Genomic DNA, 21,677 nt, shown 5'->3' on the forward strand with positions numbered 1-21,677 from the left:
TTTACCTTTTTATTTGCGTCGATCGTTCGGCTAACCATGTCGCCAGTGTTGGCCAGAACTCAATGGAACTGTTTTGGCTGGACATTAAACCTAAGTGCCCGCCAGGGATAAGAGTAAACGTGACATCTTGGCTGCTTGTCAACTGGGTCAGCGGGAATGCGGACTCCGATGTGACCAGCTGATCGCCTTTCCCTGCGCCAACAAATAGAGAACAATTGATGTTTTTTAATTCAATGGTTTTGTTTTTTAGCTGAATTGCGCCATTTTTTAAAGGGTTCTGCAACCAGACATTAAACAACATGTCTTGGTTCACACCACCAGGATAGTCAATCATATTATTTAAGAAGTGACTCAGCGTTGCATCTTCTTGTACCAGCTTCAGATTATCCAAGTTTTTCAATAATTGAATATTGCCATCAATCCAGCCTTTAGGATCTAACAGCTTGAATCCAAGCGAGTTTAGGAAGCCAGGTGAATGAATCATTAACTTCGGTAAACGATTATAGATGTAATCTTTAATGGTGGGGTTACGGTTAGTCAGATAAGCCAAAGTTTTATATAACTTGCCAATATAACCTGAAGCATAGCTATCGATTGGACTACCTAATACCACAAGATTTTTGACTACACTCGGTTGATGGCGTGCGGTATAAAGTGTGACGAAAATTCCCGCCATACTCCAACCATGCAGCGAAATTTTTTCAGATTTAGAATGTTGTTGAATGGCTTCAATACATTTAGGAATAAAGTTATCAATAAAAGATAGAAAGTTAATTTGATAATTTTTATAAGTGAGCTTACCCCAATCAATCAGGTAAACATCAAAACCACTTTCCTGAAAATGTTTGACCAATGAACGGTAAGGATACAGGTCATAGATATCCATATTAATCGCTAAAGGTGCGACAAAAACCAATGGTTCTTTATAACGCTTATTTTCTGAAGCGTAGAAACGGACACGAGTTTGTTTAAATTGTGCAATCACTTGATACGGTGTCGATTGAGACAAAACCAGTTTGTCGGCATCGAAGACACGCATAGCCAGATGTTTAAAATTTATTTTTTGCTGTTCCACAAGCGATTTCATCTTAGAAAGTCTCATCATGAGTCAAGATTGCACGAAGTCTAAGCGATAATTTCATCTTACGCCTTGACCTTAAATACCTTAGGCGCTCAAAATATTGGCATATTTCTTCATTATGATCATAAGGCATACAGAACGATGAATCCAAGCGATGATTTAGAATACCAACTAGAAACACTGGCAATTCGCACAGGGCATGATCGTACCTCTGAAGGTGAACATAGTGAGCCAATCTTTCTGACCTCATCATTTGTGTGTGACAGTGCAGCTGATGCTGCTGCAAAGTTTTCTGGACAAATCGCAGGTAATACCTATTCGCGTTATACCAATCCTACTGTACAAGCTTTTGAAAAACGCTTGGCTGTATTGGACGGAGCAGAACGTGCGGTCGCAACCAGTTCTGGTATGGCAGCAGTACATGCAATGTGTATGGCGTATTTAAAAGCGGGTGACCATGTCATTTGCTCTCGTGCTGTATTTGGTTCAATCATTGCTTTATTTGAAAAATATGTTGCGAAATTTGCGGTTGAAGTGACCTTCGTAGATCTAGATGATTTAGAGGGGTGGAAACAGGCGATTCGTCCAAATACTCGTATTCTATTTATCGAAACGCCGTCGAATCCTTTGGCACAAGTGGGTGATATGCAGGCGATTGCTGATATTGCCCATGCTAATGGTGCTTTATTTGCGGTCGATAACTGTTTCTGTACACCCGTATTACAACAACCAATTAAGTTTGGTGCGGATTTAGTCCTTTATTCAGCAACTAAATATATCGATGGTCAAGGTCGTGCGCTTGGTGGTGCAGTTGTTGGTAAAAATGACTTGCTTGAAGAAGTAAATGGTGTGATTCGTACTTTGGGTAACTCGATGAGTCCATTCAATGCATGGATTTTCTTGAAAGGCTTGGAAACATTGAGCATTCGTATGAAAGCGCATTGTGAAAGTGCACAAAAACTTGCTGAATGGCTACATCAACATGAAAAAGTTGAAAAGGTATATTACGCGGGCTTAGTCGATCATCCTGGGCATGAGTTGGCGAAAAAACAGCAAAAAGGCTTTGGTGGTGTTGTATCCTTTGTGGTGAAAGGTCAACGTGAAGGCGCTTGGACCGTGATCGATAACACTCGTTTCTTGTCGATTACCAGTAATCTAGGTGACGTTAAGTCAACAATTACGCATCCGGCAACGACCTCGCATGGTAGAATGTCAGCTGAAGCTAAACAAGCCGCAGGAATTGAAGAAGGTTTGATTCGTGTGTCTGTTGGTTTAGAAGACATTGATGATATTATTCGCGACATATCACGCGGTTTAGATTTAATTTAACGAGAGAAACTTATGAACATTAATATGCTCATGCAGCAAGCTCAGCGCATGCAAAAAGATATGGAATCAAATCTTAAAAAAGCCAAAGAAGAGCTTGCAAAAACTGAAGTTCATGCGGAAGCTGGCGGTGGTTTAGTTAAAGTAACCATGACTTGCCGTAATGTGGTTAAGCGTATCGAAATTAGTCCTGATTTATTGCAAGATGAAGCAGATATGATTGAAGATTTGATTGCTGCTGCGATGAATGATGCTGCACGTCAAGCAGAAGCCATTTCTGAAGAGAAGTTACAAGGTGCGAACACCGGTATGGGCTTACCACCAGGCTTATCTGGCTTATTTTAAATTCCTCCCAGCCTCCCTTTTTTTAAAGGGAGGAGTACCCCTCTTTATTAAAGAGGGGTTAGGGGAGATTATGAGAGTTGATTTGTGTTTAGTGAACGATTTGAACAATTAGTTCAAGCATTACGTATATTGCCAAGTGTTGGTCCCAAATCTGCACAGCGAATGGCATTACATTTGTTAATGAAAAACCGTGAAGGTGCATTTGCGCTTTCTCATGCTTTGCATGAAGCATCGAGCCATATTCACGAATGCCATATTTGTCATTCTTTAACTGAAAATGAAATCTGTGATATCTGTGCTTCCGCAGAGCGTGATGAGCAATTGCTATGTGTGGTTGAATCACCAGCAGATGTGATGGCAATTGAACAGAGTGGCAGTTTTCGTGGGAAATACCATGTTCTCGGTGGACACCTTTCTCCATTGGACGGTATCGGCCCGGAAGAGATCGGAATTCCATACTTAATTCAGCGTCTCAGTGCAGGACAGATTCAAGAGGTGATTTTAGCCACGAATGCGACGGTGGAAGGCCAAGCGACTGCACATTATTTAGTTGAAGCAACAAAGCATTTACCGATTCACATGACCCGAATTGCGCAAGGTGTGCCACAAGGTGGTGAACTGGAATATGTAGATAGTCATACCTTAAGTCAAGCTGTACATAACCGTATGCGGATGAAATAACAAGATTCATTCGCATTTTTATATATTTATATTAAATTCATGCTGTTAATTTAAACAAATAATTAAATTTTACATATTGTCTAACATTATCGTAGATCTATTTATTGTGATTTGTGGCACTATTGATGGGCGAAAAGGATTTTCGTTTTTTGATGAATGGAAGAGGAGTAATTTCATGTCTTGCATGTGGAATACCAATTAATTTTTTGTATTTTTCAGTTGAGCAATGACTGACATTGGGCAGTTTTATTGCACATGGTTCTTTATCATTTTACTTGAGCACACATGTTTCAGTTTATCCAACAGCAACAAGATTTAGCTGTTCTCCTCAAGCAGATGGAACAGTGTTCTGTCTACGCCCTTGATACCGAGTTTATTAAGGTAGATACCTTATATCCTAAACTTGGTTTTTGCCAAATCAATTTGAATGGTCAAATTCTGCTGCTTGATGGTGCCGCATTAGATCTCGGCAATTTTTGGCCGAAAATTTTTGCTGCACAACAGAATATTTTTCATGCCTGTGGCGAAGATATTGATCTGATCTATCATTATGCTGACCAAAAACCATTAAATAATGTATTCGATACACAAGTTGCGTTGGCATTTCTAGGACATGGGCTTCAAGTCAGTTATCAAAATGCGCTTAAAACCTGTTTGAATATTGAGATTGAAAAAGATCAGACCCGTTCGGACTGGCTTGCTAGACCATTAACGCAAGAGCAGATGTGCTATGCGGCAAATGATGTGATCTATTTAAGCAAACTTGCAGATGCACTGAAAACAGATCTGAAAGCAAAAGGGCTGTATCAATACGTATTGGAAGATTGTCAGAATCTCACCAAAGAGATTGCGATGGAAACACCGCTGGCGGAATTGTATACCGATATCGGTAATTATCGACATTCACGCCGTGAGTTGATGCAGTTACAACAACTTAGCATTTGGCGAGAGCAGATTACCAAGGCGCTGAATCAGCCGCGTAGCTTTATTCTTAGAAACTCCACCATGATTGATTTGGTGGAAAAGAATCCTCGCAATAATTTTCAGTTGGCAAGAATTAAGGATATTCGTCCGCATATTGTACGCGAACATGGAAAAATGATTCTTGATTTACTCAAGTTCTTACCGCCAGAGGAAGAATGGCCATTGCGCATGGCTAAACCGATCAAGAGTAACTCTAAAGAAGTTGCACCCAAAATTGATGCGTTGATTGAAAGTGTGGTTTTACAAACAGGTATTCCGAAAGAAGTCCTATTGCGTAAGAAATGGATGAATGCCATCTATGAACATGTCGTATTTAAACTGGATGAGCAGTCCTTACCATCTTATTTAATGGGATGGCGTTACGATCTTTTGACACAGCCCCTGATTAGTCTATTAAGGGAAGATATTGAGTATCTAGCCACACAAATGAAAGTTGCACGATAAATATAAAAGAGTGAATCAATGATTCGCTCTTTTTTTATTTTGATAAGTTGTTTTATCTTTTCATTTTGTATTTGCCATTTGAAGACCGCAAAAACACGACTCTAGCGTTAACAATCGTTAATGTATCCATTTTTATTTTCATGTATGCTGTCTTTGATTGTTAATAGATGTGAGTAAACATGCACTGCGATATTTATAGATCGAGCAAGAAAGATGAAATGTATATGTATATTGCTCGTCCAAATTATCCTGATGACAAGGAACTAGAAAACCCATTTGAAGGTGTTCCAGAAACAGTTTTACAAGCATTCGGCAAAGCCACCTTTGTCATGCATTTAGAACTTCATAATGAGCGTAAACTTGCACGTGCTAACGTTTTACATGTGTTAGATTCATTAAATACCAAAGGCTTTTTTATTCAGATGCCGCCAGAAGGATTAATCAATCCGAATGCGGTAGAACCAGAGGGCTTACGCGGTGCTTGAGACTCTAACAGCGATTTGGTCAAACATTCTTTCGGTACTGGATCAGTTTCCTGAAGAAAATGTTGCGATCATTGTTTATGTTACAGGGACGCTAATTGCATTGTGGTGTTGGTATCGTTTGATGTCACGCCTACCCAATCCAATTGGTGGCATCCTTTGGATTATTGCATTTGCAATTCTTGCAACGCCAACAATTTCAGAAGGTCCCAACTCGGCCTTAGCACCAGCAATTTTTGGTTTGCTTTTTGGTGTCCTCACCAAAGAGCATGTCTTAGTCTGGTCAAACTTATCATTGATTTTATTTGTCATTGGTACGGGATTATTGATCGGCTTCTGCTGGTCAAAATACACTGCAAATAAAACTGCACGTTCAGTTTAGATACAACGTTAAATATAGAAAAATAAGGTTTTAAAATGTCTGCTGATACACAACACTTCACTGGTACAGATCAATATATTGCGACTGATAGCCTGAAACTTGCAGTGAAAGCTGCTCGTGCCTTACAAAAACCATTATTGGTGAAAGGTGAGCCAGGTACTGGTAAAACATTACTTGCAGAGCAAGTAGCTGAAAGTTTGGGTTTGAAGCTGATTACTTGGCATATCAAATCAACCACCAAAGCCCAGCAAGGTCTGTATGAATATGACGCTGTATCACGTTTGCGTGATAGCCAGTTAGGTGATGATCGTGTCTACGACATTAAGAACTATATTAAACCCGGTAAATTGTGGGAAGCATTTACCAGCGAAGAGCGTTGTGTCTTGTTGATTGATGAAATCGACAAGGCGGATATTGAATTTCCAAATGACTTATTGCATGAACTCGACAAAATGTCGTTCTATGTTTATGAGACAGGTGAGACCATTACCGCGACACAACGCCCAATCGTGATCATTACCTCGAATAATGAGAAGGAACTGCCAGATGCATTCTTGCGTCGTTGTTTCTTCCATTATATCGAATTCCCAGATGATGCAACCATGCGTGACATCATTGCGGTACATTTCCCGAATATTTCAAATACCTTGGTGAGTGAAGCCTTACAGGTGTTCTTTAAATTACGTGAAATCCCGAATTTGAAGAAACCACCTTCAACATCGGAACTAATTGATTGGTTGAGCCTGTTGATGGCAGATGATATGCCAGAAGATGTGTTGCGTAATCACGATAAATCCAAAGCGATTCCACCATTGTATGGTGCTTTGATTAAGAATGAACAAGATGTGCAATTGCTTGAACGTTTAGCCTTTATGTCACGCCGCTAAGAGTGTTTAAAAATGTTTGTGCGACTGTTTTACACCTTACGCAAATATGGCGTACCTGTAACAACACGTGAGCTCATTGATCTTAATCAGGCGGTAGCTTCGGGTCTTGTGTTTGCAGATCAGGAACAGTTCTATCAATTGGCTAAAACTGTTTTAGTCAAAGATGAGCGTTTTTTTGATAAGTTTGATCGTGCCATGAAAGATTATTTTGATGGCATCGAAACTTTTGACTTGGATGAGCTGCTGAAACAAGTTCACAAGTTACCCAAAGACTGGTTTGATCTTGAACTGTTAGAGAAACATCTTAGCCCCGAGCAACGTGAAGAGTTGCAAAAAGCAGGTTCTCTTGAAGAGCTGATGAAAATGCTGGAAGAACGCTTACGTGAACAGCATAAAAAACATCAGGGTGGCAATCGCATGATTGGTACCGGAGGAACTTCACCTTTTGGTGCTTTTGGTGATCATCCTGAAGGTGTCCGTATAGGTGGGCCAGGGCGTAAACGTTCGGCGGTTAAAGTTTGGGAACAACGTAAATACCAAAATCTGGATGATGATCAGGTTTTGGGAACGCGTCAGATGCAAATTGCACTACGTCGCTTACGCAAGTTCGCACGTCAAGGCGCTGCAGAAGAGCTCGATGTAGATGGCACTATTCGCGAAACAGCGAAACAAGGCATCTTGGATGTACAACTGGTTCCTGAACGTCGTAATCGCATTAAAGTGTTACTGCTGTTTGATGTGGGTGGCTCGATGGATGCTCATATTGCTGAGTGCGAAAAGCTGTTTAGTGCTGCCAAGTCAGAGTTTAAAACTTTAGAATATTTCTATTTCCATAACTGTCTATATGACTATGTTTGGAAGGACAACCATCGTCGTAGTTCAACCCGTATGAATACTTGGGATCTGTTCCATACTTATGGGCGTGATTATCGGGTCATCGTGGTGGGTGATGCCAGTATGGCACCGTATGAATTAAAGTCTGCGGGTGGTTCAGTTGAATATATGAATGAAGAGTCGGGCGAAGTATGGCTTAGGCGTTTACGTCAGCACTTTGACAAAACTGCTTGGTTGAACCCTGAAATGGAAGGTTACTGGCATTACACCCAGACCATTAACTGGATTAAGGATATTTTTGAAAATCATATGTTTCCAATGACACTGAAAGGTCTTGAAGACATGACACGCTATCTATCACGTTAAAATTTAGACTAAAACTTTATAAGAACAGGAAGAATGATGGAACATCAAATTAATGGCGTTGCTTTGCCAAATGAAGCAGGTTTCTTTGGCAACTTTGGTGGTCAGTTCATTCCACCACATTTAAAAGAGGCAATGGATGAAATCAATACGGCTTATGAAGAGATTCGTCATACCGCTGAATTTCAGGATGAGCTCAATGATTTATTTAAAAATTATGTAGGTCGTCCAAGTCCATTGTTTCATGCCAAGCGATTATCAGACCAGCTTGGTGGCGCTCAGATTTATTTAAAGCGTGAAGATTTAAACCATACAGGTGCACACAAGATCAATCACTGTTTAGGTGAGGCTTTACTTGCTAAATATATGGGCAAAAGCAAAGTCATTGCCGAGACTGGTGCGGGGCAACACGGCGTGGCTTTGGCAACAGCTTGTGCGTTGGTGGGTATTCCGTGTGAAATCCACATGGGTCAGGTTGATATCGAAAAAGAACATCCGAATGTCGTGAAGATGAAAATCTTGGGTGCGAAACTGGTTGCTGTGACTCAAGGGACTGCAACTTTAAAAGATGCTGTGGATAGTGCTTTTGAGGAATATTTAAAAGATCCTAAAAACTATATCTATGCCATTGGTTCCGTGGTCGGTCCGCATCCATTTCCGAAAATGGTTCGTGATTTTCAATCGATTATTGGCAAGGAAATCAAAACTCAATCGAATGAACGTTTTGGTCAGAATCCAGATTATGTGGTTGCCTGTGTCGGTGGTGGTTCTAATGCGATTGGCGCATTCACCGCATTTTTAAATACGCCTGAAGTTCAATTAGTTGGTGTAGAACCTGCGGGTCATGGCCTAGATACAGATAAACATTCAGCCACTTTGACTTTGGGCAAGCCAGGGCAGATTCATGGTATGGCGTGCTATGTACTGGAAGATGACAATGGGGACCCATTGCCAGTGCATTCGATTGCTTCAGGCTTGGATTATCCGGGTGTTGGGCCACAACATAGTTTCCTGAAAGAGCTCGGCCGTGTGCAATATGAAACAGCGACTGATCAGGAATGTTTGGATGCATTTATGACACTATCACGGGTAGAAGGTATTGTCCCAGCCTTGGAAAGTTCGCATGCGGTGGCTTGGGCTTTACGTGAAGCACCTAAGTTGGATAAGCAGATTAAGATCGTGATCAACCTTTCTGGACGTGGCGATAAAGACTCGGATTATGTGGCTGAAAAGCTAGGCCTATAAGTTCTTATTGAATATCTCATTGTTAATAGACCGCTTCTTGTCGAGAGGCGGTTTTTTTATTGTTAAATCAACCTTAATCCCGTTAGAATAAAGCGTTTTGCAATTAGCACTTTTGGAGACGCCTAAGTGGAGCGACCTACAATCAGCCCTGAACATTTACAAGAAGCGGCTGAAAACCTAGTAACCATTCGAGATTTTGTTCGTTTTGGTGTAACCGCAATGCGTCAATATGACGCGCACTTAGGTCAAGGTACTCAAGATTATTTTGCAGAGAGTTCTGCATTGGTACTACAAACACTATCGCTAGAGTGGAAAGCAGATGCCGAAATTCTGGATGCCAAACTTTTACCAAGTGAAAAAGCAGAATTCCTAAGCTTGTTAGAACGTCGTATCAATGATCGTATTCCAACTTCATATTTATTGAACTTGGCCTATTTCTTCAATAAGCCATTTTATGTAGATGAGCGTGTCTTGATTCCGCGTTCACCGATTGCTGAGTTGATTGAACAACGTTTTGCGCCGTACTGCCTAGATGAAAATGGCCGTATGCTCGAAGCATTAAACAACTTGCCTGAAAATAACAATCCAAAAACACCACAACGTATTTTAGATATGTGTACGGGTTCGGGTTGTATTGCGATTGCGTTAGCTTATGCTTTTCCAGAATCAGAAGTCGATGCGACTGATATTTCAAAAGAAGCATTGGAAGTGGCTTCAATCAACACTGAGCACCACGATAAGCAATACCAAGTGGCTTTACTTGAATCTGACTTGTTCGCAAAAATTCCTGCTGAAAACCAATATGACTTGATCGTCAGTAATCCACCGTATGTGGATGCAGAAGATATGGCGGATTTACCAGAAGAATTCTTACATGAACCTGAGCTTGCACTGGCTGCGGGTCAAGATGGCTTAGATTTAGTCCGTAAAATGTTAGCCCAAGCTGCTGATTATTTAACTGAAGATGGCCTGATTGTGATTGAAGTTGGTAATTCAGAATGGGCAATGCGTCAGAACTTCAATACAGTTGACTTCCATTGGCTCACTTTCCCAAAAGGCGGTTCTGGTATTTTTGCTTTAACTGCTGAACAATGCCGCCGTTATAAAGAAGTCTTTCAGCAATCAGTTCAAAACTAAGGGGTTAAAGCATGGCAGGGAATAGTATCGGGCAACTGTTTCGAGTAACAACCTGTGGCGAGTCACATGGTGCGGGCTTGATGGCGATTGTCGATGGCGTGCCGCCTGGTCTTGAGCTTTGTGAAGCCGATTTGCAAAAAGACTTAGATCGCCGTAAACCGGGAACATCGAAGTTTGCAACGCAACGTAAAGAGCCAGATCAAGTTGAGATTATCTCAGGTGTTTTCGAAGGTAAAACCACAGGAACATCGATTGGTTTATTGATCCGTAATACGGATCAGAAATCAAAAGACTACGGCAATATCGCTCAAACTTTCCGTCCAGGCCATGCGGATTACACTTATACGCAAAAATACGGTTTCCGTGACTATCGTGGTGGCGGTCGTTCGAGCGCCCGTGAAACGGCGATGCGTGTTGCGGCAGGTGCAATTGCCAAGAAATATCTTGCTGAAAAATTTGGTATTGATATTCGTGGACATGTCACACAAATTGGCAATGAAGTTGCTGAAAAACTGGATTGGGCAGAAGTGCCGAATAACCCATTTTTCTGTGGTGATGTGGATGCGGTACCTCGCTTTGAAAAACTGGTAACCGCATTACGTGAGCAAGGCACCAGCTGTGGTGCTAAGCTTGAAATCATTGCTGAAAAAGTACCTGTTGGTTGGGGCGAGCCTGTATTTGATCGTTTAGATGCTGATATAGCCCACGCCATGATGAGTATCAATGCGGTTAAAGGCGTTGAGATTGGTGATGGTTTTGCGGTTGCTGGGCAGTTTGGTCATGAAACACGTGATGAGCTCACAACTGATGGATTCCTTGCCAATCATGCAGGCGGTATCTTAGGTGGAATTTCAAGTGGTCAAAACATTCGTGTGGCGATTGCACTGAAACCAACTGCAAGTATTACCACACCAGGGAAAACGATTAGTATTGATCGTGAAAATACTGATGTCTTGACCAAAGGTCGCCATGATCCGTGTGTCGGTGTACGTGCAACACCAATTGCTGAAGCAATGCTTGCGATTGTGTTAATGGATCATTTTTTAAGACATCGTGCACAAAATGCAGATGTTGTTGCTCCATTTAAACCAATCGAACCATAATAAAATATTAAGCCGCACATATAATTTATTATATCTGCGGCCTGTGTCACATTTTAAAATACTTAAATTAAATTAGTTTAATATTCATTTAATAATCATTAATGAATTATAATGCTTCAGAAATCATATTATCTGATGTTGCAATATGATATTGATTTCGACCATTACTTTTTGCGATATATAATGCATGATCTGCTTGTGCAACAAACTCAGAAAGACTGTCACCTACACAGGGAACCATTGTTGCAACGCCTACGCTAATGGTCACATGTTTTGAAACATTGCTACGTGGGTGCAAAATTCCAATATTACGTACTAACTCCATCAGTCTTTGTACCTGAGTAATGGCTTGATCACGGTCAGTCATTGAGAAGAGTAGTAGAAACTCTTCACCACCGTAGCGTGCTGCCAGATCACCACTACGCGAGGCGATAGAGCCCAACATAATCGCAATTCGTCGTAAGCACTGATCACCTTGAATATGCCCTAAAGTGTCGTTATAGAGCTTAAAGAAGTCGATATCAATCATCATGATGGTAATCGGCATCTCATGGCGTGTTGCTCTTTTCCACTCATTTTCCAATACTTCGTCTAGGTAGCGTCGATTGGCAAGACCAGTTAAAGCGTCTTGCTGGGATAAAATAGACAACTGTTGTGCTTGTCGCATCAATTCTAAACGATTGAGTTCAATCATGCAGTTCTGTAAATAGTTCTCACGGTGCTGGCGGTCAGTTGCATAAGCAAGTGCCATACCCAGAAAACTACTGAAGGTATAAGTACGGTTGAGGAAGGTCCAGTCAATTGCACCGCTAAACCATGTACTCGCCGCAATACCAATCAACCCACCGATCCAACCTGCAATGATGGCAGTGTAGAAACGCATTCCTACAAAAGCATAGATGATGACAACTGCATACATCATCGCAGCATGGAACAAAACATTATTTTGTCCTTGCTCTAATACGTTAATGATGGTGAAAGAGATTGCTACGGCACCTGTTGAGCCAATACAAACATAGTAATCGAACCACTTATTCATGCTTGGCAGGAACGAAAGTAACCATGCCAAGGTAATGATGATACCCACCCAACCGTAGGTTGCCATCCAAGTAATACGTAGGTCTGTAGGTAAAACCTGATAAATACCGAAGCTTAGAAATAGATATAAACCTAAAATAATAGGGGCGCGATAGCGGAACTCATGCGCAGCCTCATTTCTGTACTGATCTCGATAGATCACTTCTAATTCTTTAGGAAACCAAACTAAATTTAGCCCGCGAGAAATTAACAAGTCGATTTGTTCTTGTCCCAAAATATTGGAAGCTTTCAACTTCATCTTATCTCTCACCACTCCCAAATGTTGTTATAAATGTCAAAATAGGGATTATTTTTTTACTACGTTACACTGATTTAAATAGAATGTGTATTAGATTATAAAAAAATATTAATTTTTATATAAGGGTCATTGCCTAATATAATGATTCAAGTTTAAATTAGATTCAAGAAATAAAAACTGTTACAAACTAAATCACAAATGATTGTATCTTTACGGTATTAGGATACAATTTATAAAAAAGCAGCAATCATCGAAGGTGATTGGATTAAGTCATACGAAATAGGATGCATCGCAATGACTGCTATGAATCAATATGGAACAAAATTAGAAATTACACCCCATTCGGGTTGGGCGCAACGATTCTGGGATGAATTATTACCCTCAAAAGAACGGGTGAGTAAACATCCGTTATTCTTAGATATGGCCAATGGCTGTTTAAGCCTTGAATGCTTTCGTTCAGCCTTACTGAATTTTTATCCACTCGTCGCACATTTCCCTTCCTATATGGCGGGATCACTAGCAAAAGCGACGGCTTTTTCACTGGATGGGGTAACGGAAACCAGAGACTGGCTGATTCAAAACATCAAAGTTGAGGAGCGGCATTTGAACTGGTATCAGGACTGGGCGGGTGGCTTTGGTCTAACCGTTGAAATGTTGAATAACGTGAAACCACCTGTTGTAATGAATGCTGTTAATCACTTCTTGTGGGATGTTAATTTTCGTGGAAGTCTAGCAGAGAGTATTGCGGCAACTAATCTTGCGATTGAGTGGGCGACAGGTGATTGGACCATCCAAGTCTATAAAGGGATTCAAACCTATACTCAAAACCCTGAAGTAAGCATTAACAAACGTTCTCTCGCTTGGCTAAGAGCGCATGCGCATTATGATGATCTTCATCCTTATGAAGCGATGGAGCTGATTAAGCGCTTATGTGATAAAGACCCTGAGCAGCAAAGAAAAGCTTTCTTGGCCGCAAAAGAAGGCTTGGAATATTATGAACTTGCCCTAGATGAGTGCTATAAGCTACAGCATAAAAATTAAGAGCTTGAGCATTGTGTTGGGAAAAGGTTGAATAATACTCAAAAGAAAAATCTCCTCGGTATTTACTACAACCGAGGAGATGAAACTTGCTATTTGGTGTTAAGCCCTAAACCATCGCAGGGTCACTCACCGAATCTTCACCTGTTTCTACACGACCAGCAAAACGACGATAAAACTTAGCATCTTGAGTACACGTCACGGCAAAATCATACCATTGCCAAGCATCTTTCAATTCCCAATGCTGAGTGGCACTTTGTCCTGCTTTTACGGTTAGTTTCAGTGGAGCGTCAGTACGATAAACCACCGGGGTGATCACCAGCTCAATATCTTTAGTGCCCGTATTGTTCAAATCAACATACACATTGCCGTTGGCAATATCATAACAAACACGAATCTCAGGATTGATTTGCAAATCTTGATTACGGTTCAGATCACCCTTGAAATGTCGATGAAAGCCATTCGGTCCCATCACCCAAAGATCATATAAGCCTTGATTGTCTTTCTGCACATTCCAGACATCATCGAGTGTTTTTCCTGCCTCTACAATGTAACGGCGTGGAACTCGACTTAAATTTAATTTGTCGTAGACATGAAAAACTGCGCCTTGTGTCCCTGTGTTTGAAAACAGCAGTTTGACTGTTCCATCATTTAGGCAGCGTGCACTGGTATGCAATTCATAAGGCAGCGCTTTTGAACGACGGATACCGCTGGCTTGAATAGGCAACTGCAAATTGGTTGGAATAGGGACATTGGGTAACTTTTGCTGTGAGTTACGCAATTGATCCGCTTGCTCACGGGTTTGTTTGCCGTTTAGTGAGGGTAGTACATCCTCATTCGGGTTTTTAAAGTTGAATGCAGAGGTCAAATCTCCACACACCGCACGGCGATAAGGACTGATATTGCTTTCTTTAACGCCAAAACGTTTTTCGAGGAACATCAATACCGACGTATGATCAAATACTTGAGAGTTAACGCTACCCCCACGACTCCAAGGTGAAATCACAAATAAGGGAACGCGGGGACCAGGACCATAAACACCATTGTCCTTGTTCGGTTGGCTGGTGCTGCCTAGCGGTGCATCATGCACATAATATTCATGACGCATATCAGCAGGGCTGAGGGTTGATTTTCCTGCATAAGTATTATCTGGCTGTAATGTTGGTGCTGATGGAGAAGGAACATGGTCAAAATAACCATCATTTTCATCAAAATTGATCAGGAAAACAGTTTTGCTCCAAACTTCAGGTACGGCTGTTAACGCATCTAAGATTTCTTGAATAAACCATGAGCCTTGTACTGGGCTTGATGGTCCAGGATGTTCACAATAAATGGAAGGTGCATTAATCCATGATACCTGTGGCAATCTGCCAGTTTTGATATCATTTTTAAATGCATCTAGGAATTCTTCAGGTTTATTACCCGGTAAGGTGTTTGCAATGCCTTTATAAAGCGGATTTTTGGCATTATCTGTAGTGGCATCATAGGCTTTGTAAGGCAACTTTTGTGCAGCTGCATTGTAAGGGCTGTTCGGTGCTCCACCACTTGAGACTGGATAACCCGAATCGATATTGGCTTTTCTAAAGGTACGGAATGCACCTAACATGTTATCGCCCCATTCGTCAGGCATATTCTGATAACAAATCCAATTGATTCCAGCTTCTTCTAGGCGTTCAGCATAGGTTTTCCATGTATAGCCGACATCCACCGTTTTAGGATCGCCATCAATCCAGTCCCATTCATTATTGACAAATGCGGTACTGGTTGGCACTGCACCATTGGTTCCTGTTAAATGGAACGAACGATTGGCATCTGTACCAGTATGCATGGAGCAGTGATAAGCATCACAAATGGTAAATGCATTGGCCAATGCAAATTGATAAGGGATTTCCTGTTCCTTGAAATAGCCCATGGCATAGTCAGTCTTATAGGTTGGCCAGTTTGACATACGGCCATTGTCCCATGCTTTTTGACTATCTACCCAAGTGTGATTTGTGCCTGGCGCACGTTGCGCATTGTTGCTTGAGCCATCTAAATGAAAGGGTGTTAGTAAGGCACCATTACTGCGTTGCTGTTGCCAAACGGTACGTCCATTTTGCAAAGGAATAGTCAAACGATCGGCAAAACCACGAACACCTTTTAAGGTTCCAAAATAATGGTCAAATGAGCGGTTTTCCTGCATGAGGATCACGACATGCTCAACATCTTGAATAGTGCCTGTTTTATTATTGGCAGGAATGGCTAAAGCTTTTTGAATGCTGGCTGGAAAGGTGGTCAAAGCGGCAGCACCAAAGCCCGTTTTAAGTGTATTTGCTAAAAATTGACGACGATTAATCACGATATTTTCCCTATCTTAGTTATTCTTATGCTTATGGTGCACAGCGCATGACTGGTTTTTTAGTTTCATCAGGTTTAGCTGCGACCTGATCGTCATTTGAGTCATTACACGCGGTGAGTGCCAATAAAATGGGGAAAACATAAAGACATGCTAGCCATCGTTTGGTTTTTTTCAACATTTGCTTCATCCATAACAAAGATGTCAACACACTAGACAGACCTTGTGACAGCTCAGTGTCATCTTTATGACCATTCATTGACGTTTCATATGAAAGTTGGTGTAAAGCACGCAAATTGGTTATTGTAAAAATTAGTTTTAAAAAAATTCAATTCACCATCAAGTGGATTTCGATTCAGGTAGAAAACAGAGGTGATCATTCGCTTATTTTTTGCTAAGATATTACTAATGATTCTCATTATCTTTTAAAATGTCTGATCCAATCAATACTCTCTATCGTCAACATCATTCTTGGCTGTATCAATGGCTTAAACGACGCCTCAATCATAGTGAAGATGCAGCAGATTTAGCTCACGATACCTTTATTCGTATTTTAAAGCGTAAAGATCAATTGTATTTTGATCAGCCGCGTGCGTTGTTAACCACAGTTGCCAAAGGCATATTAATTAATTGGTACCAGCGTAAATCGATAGAAAAAGCCTATTTGGAAGCACTGAGTAGTCGACCTGAGTATGATGAGATTAGTCCTGAGCAAAAAATATCAGCAATTGAATCACTCTGTTTGATTAACCAACTTTTAAATCAAATGCCTAAACGTCAACAGCAAGTGTTTATCTGGTCTCAACTTGAGGGGCTTACACAGCAAGAGATCGCGTCTCGTTTGAATATTTCTACACGAACGGTTATGCGAGATGTGGTTGCTGTACTGACTCAATGTTTAGTGATTATGGATTGATATTGAAATGTCTCAGACACAAATTTTACAAGAGGCAGCTGAATGGATTGTGCTGATTCAGGCATCAGCATTAACCGAGGCTCAGCAGATCGAATTTGAAGCGTGGAAAAATCAAAGCGAAGTACATCAAACCGCATGGCTTAAAGCAGAGTATTTACTGAGCAGTTTTGAACATTTTCCTGAAAATGGTCATGCAATTATTAAAAAGAGCAGTCAAACTACACGGTTCCAGTGGACTAAACACCTTGTTGTGGCTTGTATTACATGCTTGGGCAGTATCATTGCATGGAATTCTGATTATAAATATTTGTGGCTTTCAGATTACAGCACAGCTATGGGGCAGCAGAAGAATGTGAGACTTGAAGATGGTACACAACTCCAATTAAATACTAATACCGCACTAGATATTCAATATACACCGCATCAGCGAACACTTCGATTACATTATGGCGAAATACAGATTCATACTGCAAAAGAGATCCAAAGCCATCGACCATTTTTTGTCGAGACTGAAAATGCGCATTTACAAGCACTGGGAACAATTTTTAATGTGCAGTATCTCAAAAATAAACAACAGCAAACCTGTTTAGGCGTAATTGAAAGTGCGGTCAAGGTCACTTTGAATCAATCTAAAAAAATGACAGTTGTGCGGGCAGGTGAGCAGTTATGTTTTGATGGAACTGACTTTAAAGCGTTGGGGCAGCTTGATCCGAATGTATTGGTTTGGAAAAATCAGATGATTATGGCATTTGAAATGCCTTTAGAGCAGCTATTGCAAGAGATTGGGCGTTATCAGTATCAATATGTTGATCTCGACGCTCAATTAAGAGCATTAAAAGTCTCTGGTTCTTATCCAACAAATAACTTGGCCCATCTACAGTCTGCTTTGGAATTAAGTTATCCGCTTAAAATGGAACGGCATTTAGGTAATCGTGTTCTCATAATTCGGGCTAGAAATGAAAAATAATTGAGAATTCCTGTCAGCTTTTGGGCTTTAGACGAGTAATACAGTTAAACAAGCTCACTGGCAAAGCCTTATCGTAACGACCTTTGTACTACGGGGGGCTATATATTTAGAAAGTGCTTTTTTCTGCTGAGATGAAACAGAGTAAAAAATTGAAATTTAATGTCATATTTTTGGAAATCACTTGGTAATGATTATTGAAAATGAAAATCATTAGCAAGTATGGATCTTCCAATGAAATTTAAAAAGCAAACATTAGCAATCCTCATACACTGTTTTTGTATCAGTGGGGTTTATGCAGAAATAACTTCATCTAATCAGGTATTAGACAAGCCAGCTGTAGAGAGAACCTATCAAATTGCAGAGAACCCATTGGGCTACGTGCTGTCAAGTTTTGCAGCACAGTCTGGTATCGTCTTAAGTTATGATTCTGATCAGCTAAAAGGCCTGAAAAGTAAGGGAATATCAGGAAAGTACTCGGTTAAGCAGGGTTTTGACTATCTCTTGGCAGATCAACCTTATCAAGTCATCAAACAAGGGCAAACCTATCTCTTAGTTCCCAAAAACAGTTCTATGCTCGGTCATGCGGAAAAACTGACTTCTCATGCAAATACGCATTTACTCTTAGAGCAGGATGCTAAAGCTATTGTGGTCATGCCAGAAATAAAAGTGAATGCCGAACCACAAAAGCAAAAGGTGAATACAACTCATCTTGATCGAGAACAGATTAGTCGATTTAGAGGAACGGGCAATGGGGATGTCTTTTCCGATATTGCAGGGGTACAGGTCAACAGTTTACGTAATGAAGCGGGTGCGATAGATATTGGAATCCGTGGTATGCAGGGTGAAGGGCGCGTCCCCGTGATTATTGATGGTAGTTTACAGTCCAGTCATACCTTCCGAGGTTATCAAGGCGAGAGTGACCGTACTTATATCGATATGGATTTGATCAGCCAAATTGAGGTTGAGAAAGGTGCATCACGGGCTAAATTTAGCGTAGGCGGAATTGGGGGAATTGTAAAAATGCGAACCCTAAGTGCCAATGACATTTTACTGCCGAATCAAAATGCAGGTGTCATGCTCAAAGGAAGTTTTTATAACAATAACAGAACGCCTCAAACCTCAGACAATGAAAAGGAGCAAATGTCTTATTTGCTTCACAATAAAATTTCGTCTCATAATTTTCAAAATGGTGCTGGCACATTGGCACTGGCTTATCGAAACGACATGTTTGATTTGGTTGCTGCTTATAGTAAACGAGAAGTTGGTAATTACTATGCTGGAAAACATGGCATTGAGTATTACGAAAAGCGGGATATTGTCGATGTTAGTCCAGGTCAAGAGGTGGTGAATACCAGTTATCAAAGTGATTCAGGCATTATTAAAGCAGGTATGAATATCACTGAAGAACACCGTGTCGAGGTAAATTTACGACGTCATGACCAAAAAGCGGGTGAAGTCATGGCTTTTTATTGGAGTCGATCCAAAGTGATTGACCCTAATTCACCACCTTACGGATATATCGATGACGCGTATGTTGAGCCAAAATACATAGAAGATGCTTATACCATGCCGCAGTGGTCTCTAGGTTCAGCAGCTGTTAATGCATTTAGTACCAGTTATACCTATAAGCCGAAACACAACTCTTTGGTAGATCTCGAATTAGGGGTGTGGCATACCAACGCTAAATATCGCCAGCACAATGGCATGATTGGGATGAAGAATTCGAGTTATGGAGATCAATATTGGGGGAGTTTCCAAGATTATCGTAGTGGTCTAAACTTAGAAAATACCAGTAAATTTGATCAGGTCACATTGAATTATGGTTTAACCTACGACGAACAGCGTATGAAGCCGCGTCATCTGGTTGATCATGAAATTGCGCGGGATGGATTACGCCAAGAGTCCTCAGTTTTCCTCAATGGCGACTATCTTTTTAATGACTTTAGTTTAAGTTTAGGGAGTAAATGGCATAAAGCCAAAGTGAAAGACTATGGTGATCAGTATCGACCAATGACACCTGTGGCTCATTCGGACTTAAATAATAAGGGTTATGCTTTACGTAACTTTGGAGGGAACATCGATTGGATGTCTCAACTCAACTATAAGTTGTGGGACGGTATTGATCTTTATGGAAAACTCTCCAATACACATCGTAGCCCAAGTCTGTTTGAATCAACTGTTTCAGGTCAAACCTTTAGTTATGATCCAGACCTGCCGATTAAACCTGAGAATTCACGTCTTATTGAGTTAGGATTTATCGGTGAGCGTGAAAACGTGTTTGCTCAAGATGACCATTTGAAATTTAACCTGAATTATTTCCGTAACCAGACTAAGGATTTTCTGACACAGGGAGTACAAAGAAAAGATATTCCGAACCAAATTACGCCTGACTTTATTCTTCCCTATACAAGCTCTTATACATTCGTCAATTACAATCAAGTTGTAATGAAGGGCTTGGAGTTTGATCTTTCCTATAATCATCCGAGTTTCTTTACCAGTTTAAATGGAACTTTGTATCAAGCACCTAAAGTTTGTCCTGCAAGTAAAGCGGAATGTAATGAGGTGGGTGATTCTTGGAGTCTGATTTCAACTCGACTGCCAGCGCGTAAGATTTTGAATATCACAGTAGGCAAAAACCTATTTGAGAATAAATTGGTTGTCGGTGCTCGTGCTAAATATCATTCTGAAAAGACAAACCCTAAAGGTTGGTTGGCTGGTACAGGTGTAAGTGGACGAGCTGTGACTGAAATCTCTTCTGAAACTTTAATTGATCTGTTTGCAAGCTATAAGTGGAATCCAAATGTCGCTCTATCATTTAATGTCGATAACTTAACAAATCGCTATAACTTTGATCCTGGTACGGTGATTGGTATGCCGATTCCAGGACGTACCATCAAAGCAGGCGTTGAAATAAAATTCTAGGAGATAAGACGATAAGGTTCTTAGCCTAGAGCCTTATCGTTGTTTTATTACAGCGGATTCATTCTATCGTCAAAATTTTCCAGTAACGGGAATGCTAAGGCTTGTAAATCATCTATGTTTTGCAAGTAGTGTTCGAAATCAATCACAATCTTTTGTCTATCTTCTTGGCTGATATAAGGGACATGATAGGCAATGAATGGAGGCAGTACTTCAAAGCCGACATAGGCAAGTGTGCCACGTTGCAACGATGATAAATAATGCTCTATCGGCCCATGTACAGAACCTTCACCAAACATATGTTCACGGCCACCGAGTGTTAAACATAGCATGGCTTTTTTCCCAGTCATGCCGCCATGGTTATAAAAGCGTTTACCGCCGTAAAAGAGGCCAGATACAAATACACGATCAATCCAACCTTTTAAGATGGCAGGTACAGAGGTCCAATATAAAGGAAAGCTAAAAATAACCAGATCAGCACGTTGAACTTTTTCAATTTCAGCTTGGATATCTGCTGAAAATTGCTGTTGTTTAAATGCATGGCGTTGTTCTAAAGCATAGTTAAAATAATCAGCTTGATTCAGGCTGTCAAAATCATCTTTAGATGCAACAGGGTTAAAGTTCATTTCATAGAGATCTGAAACCTCGACAGTATGACCTTGCTGTTCAAAAGTCTGCTGCGCTGTATTCTTAAGCGCAGAGGTAAATGACTGTTGTTCAGGATGCGCATGGACGATCAAAATATGCATGATTTCACCAGTTTAAAAGCTGAGTTTTTTAGATAGAGCTACTATGCTTAAACTGAGAAAGATGTCATAGTTCATTAACCGCCAATATTTACCATTTTACGCCAAATTTTCGCTGTTTCATGG

General features: G+C 40.7%; 20 protein-coding genes. 15 read left to right on the forward strand and 5 right to left on the reverse strand.

Annotated elements, in window-relative coordinates; genetic code table 11:
* Position 1 precedes the first annotated feature (1 nt).
* Entirely contained in the window at positions 2-1,087 is a 1,086-nt protein-coding gene (locus tag F896_RS10135; RefSeq protein WP_016163645.1) for an alpha/beta fold hydrolase, read from the reverse strand.
* Positions 1,088-1,222: 135 nt separating this feature from the next.
* Here F896_RS10135 and F896_RS10130 point away from each other — a divergent pair, with 135 nt between their 5' ends.
* From F896_RS10130 to aroC, 11 genes are all read left to right on the forward strand, one after another.
* Complete coding sequence (locus F896_RS10130) at positions 1,223-2,410, forward strand: O-succinylhomoserine sulfhydrylase (protein WP_016163646.1); 1,188 nt, start codon at positions 1,223-1,225, stop codon at positions 2,408-2,410.
* A gap of 12 nt (positions 2,411-2,422) precedes the next feature.
* Positions 2,423-2,752 (forward strand): YbaB/EbfC family nucleoid-associated protein, encoded by a 330-nt coding sequence (locus tag F896_RS10125; protein WP_016163647.1) that lies wholly within the window; start codon positions 2,423-2,425, stop codon positions 2,750-2,752.
* An 84-nt stretch (positions 2,753-2,836) separates the two neighbouring features.
* Positions 2,837-3,433: a recombination mediator RecR gene (recR, locus tag F896_RS10120; RefSeq protein ID WP_005188637.1), complete on the forward strand. Its 597-nt coding sequence runs from the start codon at positions 2,837-2,839 to the stop codon at positions 3,431-3,433.
* Between the two features lie 285 nt (positions 3,434-3,718).
* A complete protein-coding gene (locus F896_RS10115) occupies positions 3,719-4,861 on the forward strand; it encodes a ribonuclease D (RefSeq protein WP_016163648.1) in 1,143 nt (380 codons plus the stop codon).
* 179 nt (positions 4,862-5,040) lie between these two features.
* Positions 5,041-5,346 carry a YcgL domain-containing protein gene (locus tag F896_RS10110; RefSeq protein ID WP_016163649.1) on the forward strand — a complete coding sequence of 102 codons (306 nt, stop codon included), beginning with the start codon at positions 5,041-5,043 and terminating at the stop codon, positions 5,344-5,346.
* Positions 5,339-5,725 carry a hypothetical protein gene (locus tag F896_RS10105; RefSeq protein WP_016163650.1) on the forward strand — a complete coding sequence of 129 codons (387 nt, stop codon included), beginning with the start codon at positions 5,339-5,341 and terminating at the stop codon, positions 5,723-5,725. The genes F896_RS10110 and F896_RS10105 overlap by 8 nt, the downstream gene beginning before the upstream one ends.
* A gap of 35 nt (positions 5,726-5,760) precedes the next feature.
* Positions 5,761-6,612, forward strand: coding sequence for an AAA family ATPase (locus tag F896_RS10100; RefSeq protein ID WP_005241473.1), 852 nt, complete (start codon positions 5,761-5,763; stop codon positions 6,610-6,612).
* Positions 6,613-6,624: 12 nt separating this feature from the next.
* Positions 6,625-7,812, forward strand: a complete 1,188-nt coding sequence (locus F896_RS10095) for a vWA domain-containing protein (protein WP_016163651.1) — start codon at positions 6,625-6,627, stop codon at positions 7,810-7,812.
* 36 nt (positions 7,813-7,848) lie between these two features.
* Positions 7,849-9,054, forward strand: a complete 1,206-nt coding sequence (gene trpB / locus F896_RS10090; protein ID WP_016163652.1) for a tryptophan synthase subunit beta — start codon at positions 7,849-7,851, stop codon at positions 9,052-9,054.
* 126 nt (positions 9,055-9,180) lie between these two features.
* Positions 9,181-10,191, forward strand: coding sequence for a 50S ribosomal protein L3 N(5)-glutamine methyltransferase (prmB, locus tag F896_RS10085; protein WP_016163653.1), 1,011 nt, complete (start codon positions 9,181-9,183; stop codon positions 10,189-10,191).
* A gap of 11 nt (positions 10,192-10,202) precedes the next feature.
* The gene (gene aroC / locus F896_RS10080; RefSeq protein WP_016163654.1) at positions 10,203-11,294 is read left to right on the forward strand and encodes a chorismate synthase; all 1,092 of its coding nucleotides are present in this window, start codon (positions 10,203-10,205) and stop codon (positions 11,292-11,294) included.
* A 106-nt stretch (positions 11,295-11,400) separates the two neighbouring features.
* On the opposite strand, the gene F896_RS10075 is transcribed toward aroC, so the two are convergent.
* Positions 11,401-12,630, reverse strand: coding sequence for a GGDEF domain-containing protein (locus tag F896_RS10075; RefSeq protein WP_016163655.1), 1,230 nt, complete (start codon positions 12,628-12,630; stop codon positions 11,401-11,403).
* A gap of 294 nt (positions 12,631-12,924) precedes the next feature.
* Between F896_RS10075 and F896_RS10070 the strand changes: the two genes are divergently transcribed.
* A complete protein-coding gene (locus F896_RS10070) occupies positions 12,925-13,671 on the forward strand; it encodes an iron-containing redox enzyme family protein (protein WP_016163656.1) in 747 nt (248 codons plus the stop codon).
* Between the two features lie 106 nt (positions 13,672-13,777).
* Here the strand turns inward: F896_RS10070 and F896_RS10065 are convergent, their stop codons facing one another.
* Both F896_RS10065 and F896_RS10060 read right to left on the reverse strand, forming a co-directional pair.
* On the reverse strand, positions 13,778-16,006 hold the full coding sequence (locus tag F896_RS10065; protein WP_016163657.1) for a phosphocholine-specific phospholipase C: 2,229 nt from the start codon (positions 16,004-16,006) through the stop codon (positions 13,778-13,780).
* Positions 16,007-16,037: 31 nt separating this feature from the next.
* Positions 16,038-16,262: a hypothetical protein gene (locus F896_RS10060; protein ID WP_032882206.1), complete on the reverse strand. Its 225-nt coding sequence runs from the start codon at positions 16,260-16,262 to the stop codon at positions 16,038-16,040.
* A gap of 171 nt (positions 16,263-16,433) precedes the next feature.
* Between F896_RS10060 and F896_RS10055 the strand changes: the two genes are divergently transcribed.
* From F896_RS10055 to F896_RS10045, 3 genes are all read left to right on the forward strand, one after another.
* The gene (locus F896_RS10055; protein ID WP_016163659.1) at positions 16,434-16,919 is read left to right on the forward strand and encodes a sigma-70 family RNA polymerase sigma factor; all 486 of its coding nucleotides are present in this window, start codon (positions 16,434-16,436) and stop codon (positions 16,917-16,919) included.
* Positions 16,920-16,926: 7 nt separating this feature from the next.
* Positions 16,927-17,886: a FecR domain-containing protein gene (locus F896_RS10050; protein WP_016163660.1), complete on the forward strand. Its 960-nt coding sequence runs from the start codon at positions 16,927-16,929 to the stop codon at positions 17,884-17,886.
* Positions 17,887-18,117: 231 nt separating this feature from the next.
* On the forward strand, positions 18,118-20,808 hold the full coding sequence (locus F896_RS10045) for a TonB-dependent receptor (protein WP_016163661.1): 2,691 nt from the start codon (positions 18,118-18,120) through the stop codon (positions 20,806-20,808).
* Between the two features lie 47 nt (positions 20,809-20,855).
* Here the strand turns inward: F896_RS10045 and F896_RS10040 are convergent, their stop codons facing one another.
* Entirely contained in the window at positions 20,856-21,554 is a 699-nt protein-coding gene (locus tag F896_RS10040; RefSeq protein ID WP_016163662.1) for an NAD(P)H-dependent oxidoreductase, read from the reverse strand.
* Positions 21,555-21,677: the final 123 nt, after the last annotated feature.

The organism is Acinetobacter genomosp. 15BJ, from assembly GCF_000400715.1.
Classification (GTDB): domain Bacteria; phylum Pseudomonadota; class Gammaproteobacteria; order Pseudomonadales; family Moraxellaceae; genus Acinetobacter.

Bases quoted from the DNA above. Each gene is read 5' to 3' on its own strand.
- F896_RS10095 (WP_016163651.1), top strand. From the start codon at position 6,625: ATGTTTGTGCGACTGTTTTACACCTTACGCAAATATGGCGTACCTGTA.
- F896_RS10100 (WP_005241473.1), top strand. From the start codon at position 5,761: ATGTCTGCTGATACACAACACTTCACTGGTACAGATCAATATATTGCG.
- F896_RS10060 (WP_032882206.1), bottom strand. From the start codon at position 16,262: ATGAATGGTCATAAAGATGACACTGAGCTGTCACAAGGTCTGTCTAGT.
- F896_RS10040 (WP_016163662.1), bottom strand. From the start codon at position 21,554: ATGCATATTTTGATCGTCCATGCGCATCCTGAACAACAGTCATTTACC.
- trpB (WP_016163652.1), top strand. From the start codon at position 7,849: ATGGAACATCAAATTAATGGCGTTGCTTTGCCAAATGAAGCAGGTTTC.
- F896_RS10110 (WP_016163649.1), top strand. From the start codon at position 5,041: ATGCACTGCGATATTTATAGATCGAGCAAGAAAGATGAAATGTATATG.
- aroC (WP_016163654.1), top strand. From the start codon at position 10,203: ATGGCAGGGAATAGTATCGGGCAACTGTTTCGAGTAACAACCTGTGGC.
- F896_RS10130 (WP_016163646.1), top strand. From the start codon at position 1,223: ATGAATCCAAGCGATGATTTAGAATACCAACTAGAAACACTGGCAATT.
- F896_RS10070 (WP_016163656.1), top strand. From the start codon at position 12,925: ATGACTGCTATGAATCAATATGGAACAAAATTAGAAATTACACCCCAT.
- F896_RS10135 (WP_016163645.1), bottom strand. From the start codon at position 1,087: ATGAAATCGCTTGTGGAACAGCAAAAAATAAATTTTAAACATCTGGCT.
- F896_RS10055 (WP_016163659.1), top strand. From the start codon at position 16,434: ATGTCTGATCCAATCAATACTCTCTATCGTCAACATCATTCTTGGCTG.
- F896_RS10115 (WP_016163648.1), top strand. From the start codon at position 3,719: ATGTTTCAGTTTATCCAACAGCAACAAGATTTAGCTGTTCTCCTCAAG.
- F896_RS10125 (WP_016163647.1), top strand. From the start codon at position 2,423: ATGAACATTAATATGCTCATGCAGCAAGCTCAGCGCATGCAAAAAGAT.
- F896_RS10050 (WP_016163660.1), top strand. From the start codon at position 16,927: ATGTCTCAGACACAAATTTTACAAGAGGCAGCTGAATGGATTGTGCTG.
- F896_RS10045 (WP_016163661.1), top strand. From the start codon at position 18,118: ATGAAATTTAAAAAGCAAACATTAGCAATCCTCATACACTGTTTTTGT.
- F896_RS10075 (WP_016163655.1), bottom strand. From the start codon at position 12,630: ATGAAGTTGAAAGCTTCCAATATTTTGGGACAAGAACAAATCGACTTG.